Genomic DNA, 12,396 nt, shown 5'->3' on the forward strand with positions numbered 1-12,396 from the left:
CCCCATGAGTGAACGCGCAGACCTGCCCGGAACTGACCCCGCACAGTTTCGGGTACACGTCGCGTCTCAAGCGATTCGGTTGTTCTCGGAGAACGGGTACGAAGCCACCACCGTCGAGCAGATCGCCGCTGCCGCGGGCGTGTCACGTCGGACGTTCTTCCGGCAGTTCCGCTCCAAGGAAGACGTGATCTTCGCCGATCACGAGTCCCTCCTCGAACACGTGGCCGAGTTCCTGGCGTCCGATTCCGCCGACCCCTGGGCATCGGTGTGCGACGCGGCGGGACTGGTCTTCGATTTCTTCCGCCGGAACCGTGACCTGTCGATGCGGCGATACCGCGTCGTACAGCACGTCCCCGCTCTTCGCGACCGCGAGCTCGTCACCGGATTCCGTTACGAGCGCCTCTTCGTCGACTACCTACGCAGCGCTGTCCCCCGCGAACCTGTCCTCGAGGTTGTCGGTTTTGCCGCAGCTGTCACCGCGTGCCACAACTACCTCCTGCGAAGCATGATCAAGGGTGACGAGGACGCCACGGCCGATGCGCTGAGTCAAGCACTGCTCGACGTTCGGCGGACGTACGGCGTGGCCCCTGGATCCAAGACCAGCGCGCCGGAATCGAAGTCCGTGCTGGTAGTAGCATTTCCCCCGGGCACTTCTGCCGAGGAGATCAGCAGAAAGATCCACGAACAACTCGGCTGACACTCCTCGTGCACCGAAACTTCACACACCCATCCCTTGACCTGGCACTCAGTGCCGTGTTTGACTGGGGTCATTGGCACCGGTCTGTCCGCGAATCTCGTCGGTAACGCCGGAGCCGCACCAACCGCCTTCAAGCCACCTTCACCAAGGAGCGTTCCCATGGCAGGAAACCCGGATTTCAATCTCTTCGCGTTGAACGAAGAGCACGACGAACTGCGGGCTGCTATCCGCGGACTCTCCGAGAAGGAAATCGCGCCGTACGCCAAGGACGTCGACGAGAACGCACGCTTCCCCGAGGAAGCACTCACCGCTCTCAACGCGTCGGGCTTCAACGCCATCCACGTTCCCGAGGCTTACGACGGCCAGGGCGCCGACTCCGTCGCCACCTGCATCGTCATCGAGGAAGTTGCCCGCGTCTGTGGCTCCTCCTCGCTGATCCCCGCCGTGAACAAGCTCGGCACCATGGGCCTGATCCTCAAGGGTTCCGAAGAGCTCAAGTCCAAGGTGCTCCCGGATCTGGTCAACGGCGGAATGGCGTCGTACGCGCTGTCCGAGCGTGAAGCCGGATCCGACGCGGCCTCGATGCGTACCCGCGCGAAGGCTGATGGCGACGACTGGATCCTCAACGGCTCCAAGTGCTGGATCACCAACGGCGGCAAGTCGACCTGGTACACCGTCATGGCTGTCACAGATCCCGACAAGGGTGCAAACGGCATCTCCTCCTTCATGGTCCACAAAGACGACGAGGGCTTTGTCGTCGGACCGAAGGAAAAGAAGCTCGGCATCAAGGGCTCCCCCACCGCTGAGCTGTACTTCGAGAACTGCCGCATCCCCGGCGACCGCATCATCGGCGAGCCGGGCACCGGCTTCAAGACGGCACTCGAGACCCTCGACCACACGCGTCCCACCATCGGCGCACAGGCTGTCGGTCTCGCCCAGGGCGCACTCGACGCGGCCCTTGCATACACCAAGGACCGCAAGCAGTTCGGCAAGTCCATCAGCGACTTCCAGGCTGTTCAGTTCATGCTCGCCGACATGGCGATGAAGGTCGAAGCAGCACGCCTGATGGTCTACACCTCCGCAGCTCGCGCCGAGCGCGGCGAGAAGAACCTCGGCTTCATCTCCGCCGCCGCCAAGTGCTTCGCTTCGGACGTTGCCATGGAGGTCACCACCGACGCCGTTCAGCTGTTCGGTGGCGCCGGCTACACCACCGATTTCCCGGTCGAGCGCATGATGCGCGACGCCAAGATCACGCAGATCTACGAGGGCACCAACCAGATTCAGCGCGTCGTGATGTCGCGTGCGCTGCTGAAGTAGGGCCTCCGGCCCTGTGCGCGGTTAGGCAGTCCATAGACTCCTTAACCGCGCACGGGGGCTTGTCCCCTGTCTGAAGAATCTTGAGGAGAATCGTGGAACTCGTAGGCGTAATCGGCGGCGGCACCATGGGTGCCGGCATTGCCGAAGTTTGTGCAAAAGCCGGTAGCTCGGTACTGGTGCTCGAAACCAAGGAAGAATTTGCCGCCGCTGCTCGCGAACGGATCGCCAAGTCGATCAACCGCGGCGTAGCCAAGGGCAAGATCACGCAGGAAGACGCCGACGCCGCCATCGCACGCGTTCGCGTCACCCTGGACATGGAAGAGTTCGCCGATCGCGATCTGGTGATCGAGGCCGCTCCCGAGATCGAAGCTCTCAAGTACGAGATCTTCGGCAAGCTCGACAAGATCGTCAAGCCTGCAGGCATTCTGGCGACCAACACCTCGTCGATCCCCGTCATCAAGATCGCCAAGGCCACCTCGCGCCCCGGCCAGGTTGTGGGCGTTCACTTCTTCAACCCCGTGCCGGTCATGCCGCTCGTGGAGATCGTGGTCAGCCTCACGACGTCCGAAGAGACCGTCCTCGCCGTCACCGACTACGCCAAGAACACGTTGCGTAAGAAGACGGTCCGCGCGGGCGACCGCTCGGGCTTCATCGTCAACGCTCTGCTCATCCCGTACCTGTGCCAGGCAGTCCGGATGCTCGAATCCGGCTACGCCACAGCAGAAGACATCGACGAGGCCATGAAGGGCGGCTGCGGCTACCCGATGGGCCCGCTGACGCTCCTCGACACCGTCGGTCTCGACATTGCCCTCGCAGCAGCCGAGTCCCTGTACGCGGAATTCGCAGAACCGCATTACGCTCCGCCGGCGCTGCTTCGTCGCATGGTCGACGCCGGTCGCCTCGGAAAGAAGACCGGTCGCGGCTTCTACGAATACGCCTGAGACCGCCCGCTTCACTCTTTCCGGCCCCTTACCTGTTGCAGGTGAGGGGCCGGAGTTGTTTCGGACAGATCTTGTCGAATCCATTGACAAATTCGCGTGGCGCAGCAAAAGTCATCATGTGACAACAACCGTTGTCACATGAGCGCAGGCGGAGGGGCCACCCAGATGAGCAGCGATGCAGACACGGACACTCGTCGATCGAAGCCTCGAGAACTACGAGCCGATCCGATCGGCCCCGGCTCCCTGACGTGGACGCACTTCGGCGACGTTCGCGGCCTGCTGTACCTCGGACGCGCAGGCACCCTGCAGAACATGCACCCCGCGGTAAGCGGAGCGCTGCAAGATCATTCGAATTTCTTCGACAATCCGCTCGACCGCCTGTTCCGCTCACTGCCGCCCATCTACGGCGTCGTGTACGACCGGACCGAAGAGGGCACAGGCACGCTCGTTCGCAACTTCCACACCGATCTCAAAGGAATCGACGAAACCGGCGGGCGCTACCACGCCCTCACTCCTGACACTTTCTGGTGGACACACGTCACGTTCTTCGAGGTGATTCTCGATTTCAACGAGCGATTCGCGTACAAGAAGTTCACGCAGGAGCAGAAGGACCAACTTGTCCGTGAGGCCGTAACTTGGTGGCGCTGTTACGGACTCACCGATCGACCGGCTTTCGACGACTACGCCGGCTTCCGCACGTATTGGGAAGACATGCTCGACAACCACCTGATCAACACCCACACCACAAAATGGTCGACGCGCATCGCCGAGCACGACATCGCACCGGCTCCGAAGGTTCCGACGTGGCTGTGGCGTCTTAGCTCTCGCCCCACGATGGCCGTGGCGAACTGGATCGGCAAGGCACTGATGCCGGAGAAGGCACGCAAGACCCTTGAATGGGAATGGACGCCGCGCGACGAACGGATGTACTTCTGGTTCGCCCGCTTCCTGACATTGACAGATCGGTTCTGGCATCTGCTGCCGCTACGACTGCGGTATGCACCGCGCGCCTACTCGGGCATCCGCGCGCAGGGTCTGTGAGCACTCGTCGGTAGGCTGGAGTGCGTGCCAGCCCAACTCCCCTCCGACGCGATCAGTGTCCGCGTGGACAGCTGGACGTGGGCGGTTCGGCTGTTCAAGACACGCTCGCAGGCGGCGACGGCCTGCCGATCGGGACACGTTCGGGTCAATGGAACGTCGGCAAAGGCGGCTCAGCAGGTGAAAGCCGGCGACGAGGTGCGGGTGCGTGTATCCGGCATCGAACGCATTGTCGTCGTGGTCAAGCCGATCACGAAGCGAGTCAGCGCGGTGCTGGCCGCCGATTGCCTGCAGGACAATTCGCCGCCCCCACCACCGCCCGAACTGATTGCGTCCATTCCGCGACGTGATCGCGGCGCCGGCAGACCGACCAAGCGAGAGCGACGCGACCTCGAGAAGTTGCGCGGCCTCGAGCCCTGATTGCTACCTCGAAACAGGCTGACGCAGAACCGTCTTCAGTTTCTCGGGCGGCGTCCGGCGCGCATCACTGAGGTAGATCTCGTGATGATCGCCGTTGAAACTGAAGCCGTTCGACGGGATGAACGTGTTGTGCAAGCGGTCCAAGGTGGGGGCCTCGTCGTCGTAGGAACCTACGTGAAGAATCTGGACGGACAGGCCCTCCTCCAATTCGAGGAACCGCACCTTGTCCAAAGCCGCCACGTTCTTCTTGGCGCGGACCGCTTTGGCTCGAACTGAGGCGATCGCCGCAGACAGTTCGGCCTGAGCGATCCATTCCGGTTGCGAGATCATCATCGTCCAATCCCAAGCCGCCTTGTCCCGTGTCACGAACACCTCGGGATCATCTGCCCGCCACAACCCTTCCAGCGGGCCAACGACGAAGTCGCGATCCAATTCCTTCTTGCTAGCGAATTTTGCCGAGTAGGACACCGAATACAGCGCTTCGAGCGCCTCGGAGTACTCGGTGGCAGTGTTGGGGTCGCCGTGACCGTCGACAGCGAAGTAGCCGAAGCGTGGAACGGTCACGAGGGCAAAATCGCGGCGCCCGGGCGAATAGAGTTCCTTGTAGACCTTTTTGACGTCGTACTTCTCCATGCGGCACCTACCTGAGCTCGGACCAAGTTCAACATCAGGAAACTAGCCGAAGGTGCCGACAACCGAATAGCGAACCAGCGTCCCCTTGTTAATAGACCAGTGGACCTTTACTCTGGACGGGGTGACTACACACCAGACGACCGACGTCGCCCCAGCAGCACGTCGCAGACCGTTGCGGATCGTGGCTATTTCGGCGATTGTCGCGTCGATCTTGGCTCTACTGTTCGTGTATCCGTGGTGGAGCTTGTTCGTCCGACCGGACTGGCCGACGGCAGTCACAGTCTTCGGCACCGTTCTGTTTGCCGCCCTCCTGGTCACTCTGCCTGTCACCATGGTGCTCAGCCACGGACACACCGATCGTGATCCCATTCGCCTGGTCGGCGACGCACTCCTCGGAATCATCTGGGTCGTGTTCGTGTGGACGTTGCTCGGCGAAGTCCTGAGACTCGGATTGCTCGTCGGCGGCGTGGATGACCCGCTTCGATCGAGAATCGTTGCCGTTGCGGCCCTGATCACCTCGGCCGTTCTGCTGATCTGGGGCTATCGGGAAGCCATGCGTCTGCCACGGATCAAGCATGTCGACGTCACCATCCCCCGCCTTGGTGCGGGGATGGACAAGCTTCGGGTAGTCGCAATTACGGACACCCATTTCGGGCCGATCAATCGTGAGAAGTGGTCGCAGCGCGTCATCGCGGCGGTCAACGATCTCGATGCCGACATCGTGGCCCACGTCGGTGACATCGCCGACGGAACAGTGGCGCAGCGCCTCGGCCAAGCCAGCCCCCTCGCATCGGTCGAAGCCGGACTCGCTCGCGTCTACGTCACCGGCAATCACGAGTATTTCCACGAGGCCCAGGAGTGGCTGGACTACATGACCTCGATCGGCTGGGACGCGTTGCACAACAGGCACCTCGTGGTCACCAAGGGCGGCGACAATCTGGTCATCGCCGGTGTCGACGACGCCACCGCTCTGGGATCGAAACTGGACGGGCACGGCGCGAACTTCGACATGGCCCTGGCCGGCTCCGACCCCGAATTGCCGATTCTGATGCTCGCCCACCAACCGAAGCAGGTTACTCAGTCCGCTTCTGCGGGAGTCGATCTGCAGCTCGCGGGCCATACTCACGGCGGACAGATCTGGCCTTTCAACCTTCTGGTCAAACTCGATCAACCTTCGGTGCACGGGCTCACCCGGCACGGAGAACGTACGCAGCTGTACACCAGCCGCGGAACCGGCTTCTGGGGTCCACCATTCCGAGTGTTCGCACCGAGCGAGATCACCGTTCTGACGCTACACAGCGCCTGATCGTTCTCAGCTCGTTCGGGTTGCCGCTCGCGCCGACAACCCGACGAGCTGGTTGATCAGGCCTTCGCGCAGGCCGACTGCGAACATGTCGGCAGCTGGGGGCGCCTGCATCTCGTTCAGCACGACGACGATGGATTCGGCAGGCTCGGCCGTGGGCCACAAGCCGGCAACGATCACCAGGGTCACCTTGGCGAATTGTGCCGCGTCGCCTTCCGAGAGGTGGGGCAGCTGTGAATGAACCAGCGATGCAAACCTTCCCGAGTTGACCGTCGCCCGCTTCTTGAAGTCGCGGGCGAAGACGACGGAGATGTTTCTTTCGAGGACCCCGGCCATGACGCTCATCAACTCGCACAGCAATCGCTGTCCGACAAGCGATTCCGCAACCGCGGATGCGACATGAATTTCAGGGGCGTATGGCGAGTCGTCACCGGCCGGAGTCAACGACTCGGACAACCCGTCCAACCACGCAACCCAGTTCTCGTCGAGCACTTCGAGAAAGATGGCTTCGCGACTGTCGAAGTACCGGAGCACGTTCGACTTCGCGAGGCCGACGCTCTCACTGAGCTCACGCAGACTGATGTCTGCGACTGGCTTGGACCCGAGCATCGCGCGAGCTGCGTCGAGAATCGCGCACCGACGTGCTTCGATCTGCTCGGGCCTGCGCGCGCGCTGGAATCCATGGGTCGCCACCATCACGCAAGATTATCAGACCATCGTTCTATTGTTTGCTGCCCTGCGGGTCAATTGTCCAAAGGTGCATGCTGCGCCACCGCCCACCACAATGTCGTTCCGTACGACGCGATGGCGGCACTCTCAGAGACCAACCGCACCTTATTCGATCGGTACGTCTGCACCGCGTCAGATGAAGGGCAACGCAATCACAGTGCGCTTAATCCCATCTTCCGCGACACCTCAATCGCTGCCGCAAATTCACTGCGAAATGGACTGACACCCGCCAAAAGTTGCAATCAAACTTTCTATAAATTCACCAAAAGTATTAACAATTGAATTCCGATACCCACCAAAGGTATTAGTCACAAGCGGGAAATTTTCTTAACGAAGCAGACGTTAATGCATAGGTTTTCAGCACCGACATAGAATCCCCAGAAGGCTCCTGGCCGATAGGTCAACCCACGACTAGTCACCCAATTTCGAAATACTGAAACTCCCTACCTAAATATACTTTTGGCGGCCTCAAACAGCTCTCTTGAACAATTTTCCGATGATTCGATGATGATCACGGAATTTTCCACAAGAGGCGCAACTTGTAGTCAATTCTGAACGTCGACTTGACAAGGCTCCCAATAGAGAATTATCTCCCAGTTCGCACCTGCCCACGAAGGTGCGAAATTCATTCTGCTTGCCCTACGAGTTTACGGTTTAAACTTTGGCCAACTGACGATCTTGGACACACCTTCACGTTTCCGTCGAGTGGCAAATCGCCAGCATCCAGCGCGGAAAGAAGAATTCAAAAAACGGATACAGGTTTCAGTTTTTCGGGTTATCGTCTTGCCTGTCACAAAGCGGGCCTATCGAATGTACAGCCCGATTCATACGTCACACGGGGTGCAACTGAGGTCGCGACATCGGCCCGACCCGCACACAAGCGGAGGAAATGTACATACGCACGAGATCTCACCAGTGAGGAATCACTCAGTATGAAAATCAAGCAGATCGGACTCGGGGCCGCAGCACTGGCCTCAGTCGCCACCCTCGCATTCGCAGGGCCCGCATCCGCAGCAGCGGCGAACTCGGTACCCACAACCAACTACCAACTGTGCGGCAACGTCTATAAAGGGACCTGGAATTCGAACTCGGCTCCGCCCTCAGGCTCCGGCTCCACCGGAGTCGCGGGTGTCACGATCACCGGTAACTTGTATGACCCGACGTCGGCAACCCCGACCGTACCGGTCTTTACCGGCACCTCCACGGCGACCGACGCCAACGGAAAGTACTGTGTCAATGCGAATTCGAGCTTGTCCGATGTCGTTGTCAACAACGGTGGATACGTCGAACTGACGCTCAACACTGCCACGCTACCAACTACGACTCCGCCGACAACCGTCACGAGCGCTAACCCCTGGTCCAATGCGGGCACCACCCACATCGGCACCTCGACCTTCCTTGCTCACAAGCACTTGATATGGCTGTCGGCATACAACTTCCATTTCACCGTCTCGTAAAGGACCTTTGAATGCTTGCAGTATTCGTCGCCCTGATGGGTGCTTTCATTTCCGGGGTAGCACCCGTGCTGGGCGGTTCGATCGACGGCCTGAACGCGATGTCGTCCAACAATTATTCGAGCGGAGCGCAGTGATGGGATCTATTGCCGAGGCCACGTCATCGTTGGGCCAGACGGTGACGCAGATGCTCCCTATGATGTTCGATCTTCTGATCCGGACCCCTCTGAACCTATCGTTCGGGTTCATCCCCCAGTGAAAGGAACAACCGCGCAATGTCTTTGCAGGCAGTAGTTCTCGACCTCCTTGCGGTGGTATTCGACTCATGGATGGGCTCGTTGGGGCCAATCGCTGAGTTGATCCCCGCGCTATCCTAAGAAAGGCTGAGGTGCAATACGATGTCGTCTGACTACTTTTCAAATGTAGCGGCGCTGATCGCCGGTCTCATCACCATCGGTTTGTTCGGCCTCAACACAGCATCCAGTGAAGGCGCCGGGTGGGGAAGTCTGGAGTCGGCAAGCGCCGACTGAAAAGATGTTCTAACACTCTCAATATGAGTGTGGTCTGGCGGGCTGGTCTGGTGCGGAACGAAATTCGTTTGTCACCAGACCAGCCTGGTCGGCCTCAATGCTGTTCAGTTGGCCTCGCGGTTCGACGGAGGCGTGCCCCATACCTGCGCGTGACCGGCAGAACCGACTCAGATCCGAGTGTGCGTCAAGATGTTGAGCGCCATGGGAACTGCCTCGATCGTGATGGGCAACGGCCCCACCCGATCGCCGTCCGCGTAGGCGATGATGCCCTCGGAGACCAACCGCACCTTCTTCGACCGATACGTCTGCACCGCATCCAAGGAGACGTGAGTTCCCTTGTACACCCGCGGAAACAGGCGCACCAGACGCAACCTCGAACCATGCCCGACGACGGTCAGATCCAGCAACCCATCCGACTTCGACGCGCCCGGGGTGATGAGCATGCCGCCACCGTACGAACGCCCGTTACCGACTGCGACCAGCGTCGCGTCCACCGTGATGACCTCGTCGTCGAGTTCGATCCGGTACGGCAACGGCTTCATCTTCGCCAACTCGGCAAGCATCGCCAGGTTGTAGCGCATCGGCCCCTTGGGCCAGGACATCCGATTGGCCCGCTCGCTGACCAGCGAGTCGAATCCACTGGCGATGATAGTTCCCGACCAGACGACGGAACCGTCGGCCAGCGTGATCTTCGCCAGATCGGACTGCTGCACGACGCCGTCGGCGATCACATCGGCTGCTGCCTCGGGATCACCTGTGGGAATACCGAACTCACGGGCGTGATCGTTGCCGGTGCCTGCCGGGATGAGTCCGATCGGCGTGTCGGTCAAGGCAGCAGCCTGCAATCCGATACTGATGGCGCCGTCGCCGCCGACCACCACCAGCGCGTCGGTACCTTCCTCGATCGCACGACGCGCCAACTTCTTGGCGTCGTCGGCGTCGGTTCCGATGATCTCGGTGACGGCAACTCCCCGAGCACGCAGTCGCGCAACACCTTTGCGTCCGGCCGCAGGCGCGTGACCATGCCCCGCCATCGGATTGATCAGGACGGTAACCTTCTCGATCTGACTGCGGGTTTCGGTCACGGAATCAGCTTTCCAGGATTGAGGATGCCGGCAGGGTCCACTGCATTCTTCACTGCGCGAAGGATATTCGCGCCCAATTCGCCGATCTCGTCCTTCATCCACGGGCGATGATCAGCGCCGACTGCATGATGATGGGTGATCGTGCCGCCGGCCGAAATGATCGCATCGCCCGCGGCAGTCTTCGCCTTGTGCCACTGAGCGATCGGGTCTTCGGTCTGCGCGCTGACCACTGTGAAGTACAGCGAAGCGCCGGTCTTGTAGGTGTGCGAAATGTGGCACATGACGAGCGGCTGAGTACCCTGCTCGACGAGAGCCTTCGTCAGTGCCTCGGTGACCGAGGAGCGCAGGTTCGCGAGGTTGCCCCAGGTGGTTGCCGTCTCGAGGGTTTCACACAGCGCACCGACATCGAGGAGAGCGTCACGCAGATACGGTGCATCGAATCGCCCGTGCTCCCAACTGTTTCCGGGCTCCTCACCGAGCGAAGTTCCGCCGTGAGCGGTGAGAATTGCGCGGGCCTCCGCCATCCGTTCAGCGGTGTGCGAAGCCGTGCCCTCGTAGGTGGTGATCCCGAGGCAACCACCGGTGAAGGCGTTCTCACCGATCTTGTCGGTGGTCGCCAGATTCACGCCACTCTCGGCCTCGTCGGACAACCGCAGGACGGTCGGAGCCGATCCTTCCTGAACCAGCTCACGCAATGCGGCTGCGCCGGTAGCGAAGTCGGGGAAGCTCCATCCCTCGCGCACGGTGGTTTCGGGCAGGCGGTGAACCCTTACACGCACGTGCGTGATGACGCCGAACGTGCCCTCGGAGCCGACAAAAAGCTCACCCAGATCGGGGCCTGCAGCGGATGCCGGCGCACGCCCGGTCTCGATCACGCCACTCGGGGTGACAACGGTGAGGCCCTGAACCATGTCCTCGAAGCGCCCGTATCCAGCCGACGCCTGCCCCGAAGAACGGGTGGCGGCGAACCCGCCCAGAGTGGCGAACAGGAAGCTCTGCGGGAAGTGCCCCACCGAGAAGCCGTTCTCACGCAGAAGCTCCTCGGCGCGTGGACCGGTGGTTCCGCCGCCGAACGTCGCGATACCCGATTCCTCGTCCAACCCGACGAGCTGATCGAACCTGCGCAGATCGAGAGATAGAACTGCGTCGAACCCGTCACGAATGGGATCGAGCCCGCCGACGACGCTGGTGCCACCACCGAACGGGACCACTGCGATCCGGTTGGCAGAGCAGTATCGGAGAACCTGTTCGACCTCTGCGTCTGTCCCTGGAGTGACGACTACGTCCGGTGCGTCCTGCGGCTCGGCGCTACGACGGCGGAGCAGATCCGGGGTGCTCTTGCCACCGGCCCGAAGGATTCGATCCGAATCCTTGGTGCTGACGTACTCCGCCCCGACCAGCCCGGCCAGCGCTTCGACGTGCGACTGAGCCATAGCGGACGGAACCACCTGGACGTCTTCGATCGCGAGGCGCGATCGCGTCGGTGCGGAGACACCGAGAAATCCGGTCAACAGTGATGTGACTGCGTCCGACAGTTCACGCTTCTTGGTCGGATCGCCCCAGGCGTCCCACTGCATCGGCGGTTGCAAGGCAGACTTTTCGGTGCTCATAGACACTAGTGTTACATATTTGTGTGATGTGTAAACATCCCGGTTGATCGAGCTGTCGATCAACCCATCGTCTTGGATCCGTCGATGGCTTCACGAAGCATGTCCGCGTGGCCCGCATGCTGGGCCGTCTCGGCGATGATGTGCAGCAGTGCGCGCCGCGCTGACCAGCGAGCTCCCACTTCGAACCACGGCGCCGACGGCAGTGGATGCGAGATGTCGAGGCTGTCCAGCGAGGCCACCAACTCGTCGGTCCTCGCCGCGATCCCCTCGTATTCGGACACGATGCTTGCCAAGGTCTCACCCTCGACCATGGCAAATTCGTTCGCCCGTTCCTGCTGCATCTCTTCCGACCACTGGGTCGGGTCGAAGTCACCACCAAGTCCGGCCGGCCCTTCCAGAATGAAGTCGACCCAACCCTTTTCTGCCTGACCTACATGCTTGACCAATCCGCCGAGGCACAGTTCGCTCACGGTCGGCCTCGAAGCAGCCTGGTCGTCGGTGAGGTTCTTGACGGTGAAGAGCAGGAATTCGCGATGCTGACGCAGGCTCTGGAGGAGATCCGCGCGCTCGCCGGTGACGGTGGCAGTCGGTGCGTTCATGATGTTTTCCTTCGCTCGTGGGTTCCTTGCCCTGTGAGAA

14 protein-coding genes are annotated in these 12,396 nt (G+C 61.0%); 9 read left to right on the forward strand and 5 right to left on the reverse strand.

What is annotated here, in order from left to right; all coding sequences use genetic code 11:
• Positions 1-4 precede the first annotated feature (4 nt).
• The 5 genes from ABWI03_RS01270 (at position 5) to ABWI03_RS01290 (ending at position 4,413) form a co-directional block, all read left to right on the forward strand.
• Positions 5-697, forward strand: a complete 693-nt coding sequence (locus tag ABWI03_RS01270) for a TetR family transcriptional regulator (protein ID WP_298777181.1) — start codon at positions 5-7, stop codon at positions 695-697.
• A 159-nt stretch (positions 698-856) separates the two neighbouring features.
• Positions 857-2,014: an acyl-CoA dehydrogenase gene (locus ABWI03_RS01275; RefSeq protein ID WP_003939784.1), complete on the forward strand. Its 1,158-nt coding sequence runs from the start codon at positions 857-859 to the stop codon at positions 2,012-2,014.
• 92 nt (positions 2,015-2,106) lie between these two features.
• Positions 2,107-2,955, forward strand: coding sequence for a 3-hydroxybutyryl-CoA dehydrogenase (locus ABWI03_RS01280; protein WP_020909078.1), 849 nt, complete (start codon positions 2,107-2,109; stop codon positions 2,953-2,955).
• Between the two features lie 138 nt (positions 2,956-3,093).
• Positions 3,094-3,996 (forward strand): oxygenase MpaB family protein, encoded by a 903-nt coding sequence (locus ABWI03_RS01285; RefSeq protein WP_298777180.1) that lies wholly within the window; start codon positions 3,094-3,096, stop codon positions 3,994-3,996.
• A gap of 24 nt (positions 3,997-4,020) precedes the next feature.
• The gene (locus ABWI03_RS01290) at positions 4,021-4,413 is read left to right on the forward strand and encodes an RNA-binding S4 domain-containing protein (RefSeq protein WP_029256216.1); all 393 of its coding nucleotides are present in this window, start codon (positions 4,021-4,023) and stop codon (positions 4,411-4,413) included.
• 3 nt (positions 4,414-4,416) lie between these two features.
• Here the strand turns inward: ABWI03_RS01290 and ABWI03_RS01295 are convergent, their stop codons facing one another.
• Positions 4,417-5,046 carry a GyrI-like domain-containing protein gene (locus tag ABWI03_RS01295; RefSeq protein ID WP_298777179.1) on the reverse strand — a complete coding sequence of 210 codons (630 nt, stop codon included), beginning with the start codon at positions 5,044-5,046 and terminating at the stop codon, positions 4,417-4,419.
• Between the two features lie 121 nt (positions 5,047-5,167).
• Between ABWI03_RS01295 and ABWI03_RS01300 the strand changes: the two genes are divergently transcribed.
• On the forward strand, positions 5,168-6,352 hold the full coding sequence (locus ABWI03_RS01300; RefSeq protein WP_298777178.1) for a metallophosphoesterase: 1,185 nt from the start codon (positions 5,168-5,170) through the stop codon (positions 6,350-6,352).
• 6 nt (positions 6,353-6,358) lie between these two features.
• Here ABWI03_RS01300 and ABWI03_RS01305 read toward each other — a convergent pair whose 3' ends face one another.
• Entirely contained in the window at positions 6,359-7,045 is a 687-nt protein-coding gene (locus tag ABWI03_RS01305) for a TetR/AcrR family transcriptional regulator (RefSeq protein WP_298777177.1), read from the reverse strand.
• Between the two features lie 965 nt (positions 7,046-8,010).
• Between ABWI03_RS01305 and ABWI03_RS01310 the strand changes: the two genes are divergently transcribed.
• The 3 genes from ABWI03_RS01310 (at position 8,011) to ABWI03_RS01320 (ending at position 9,062) form a co-directional block, all read left to right on the forward strand.
• The gene (locus ABWI03_RS01310; RefSeq protein ID WP_133727071.1) at positions 8,011-8,535 is read left to right on the forward strand and encodes a hypothetical protein; all 525 of its coding nucleotides are present in this window, start codon (positions 8,011-8,013) and stop codon (positions 8,533-8,535) included.
• 11 nt (positions 8,536-8,546) lie between these two features.
• The gene (locus ABWI03_RS01315; protein ID WP_256063008.1) at positions 8,547-8,669 is read left to right on the forward strand and encodes a hypothetical protein; all 123 of its coding nucleotides are present in this window, start codon (positions 8,547-8,549) and stop codon (positions 8,667-8,669) included.
• 261 nt (positions 8,670-8,930) lie between these two features.
• Positions 8,931-9,062 carry a hypothetical protein gene (locus ABWI03_RS01320; protein ID WP_256063007.1) on the forward strand — a complete coding sequence of 44 codons (132 nt, stop codon included), beginning with the start codon at positions 8,931-8,933 and terminating at the stop codon, positions 9,060-9,062.
• 167 nt (positions 9,063-9,229) lie between these two features.
• On the opposite strand, the gene ABWI03_RS01325 is transcribed toward ABWI03_RS01320, so the two are convergent.
• From ABWI03_RS01325 to ABWI03_RS01335, 3 genes are all read right to left on the reverse strand, one after another.
• Positions 9,230-10,147, reverse strand: a complete 918-nt coding sequence (locus tag ABWI03_RS01325) for a diacylglycerol kinase (RefSeq protein WP_003940547.1) — start codon at positions 10,145-10,147, stop codon at positions 9,230-9,232.
• A complete protein-coding gene (locus ABWI03_RS01330; RefSeq protein ID WP_298777768.1) occupies positions 10,144-11,724 on the reverse strand; it encodes an FAD-binding oxidoreductase in 1,581 nt (526 codons plus the stop codon). The genes ABWI03_RS01325 and ABWI03_RS01330 overlap by 4 nt, the downstream gene beginning before the upstream one ends.
• Positions 11,725-11,816: 92 nt before the next feature.
• Positions 11,817-12,356 carry a DinB family protein gene (locus ABWI03_RS01335; protein ID WP_124567784.1) on the reverse strand — a complete coding sequence of 180 codons (540 nt, stop codon included), beginning with the start codon at positions 12,354-12,356 and terminating at the stop codon, positions 11,817-11,819.
• Positions 12,357-12,396 lie beyond the last annotated feature (40 nt).

Source organism: Rhodococcus baikonurensis (assembly GCF_040489275.1).
In the GTDB taxonomy this organism is placed as follows: Bacteria; Actinomycetota; Actinomycetes; order Mycobacteriales; family Mycobacteriaceae; genus Rhodococcus_F; species Rhodococcus_F baikonurensis.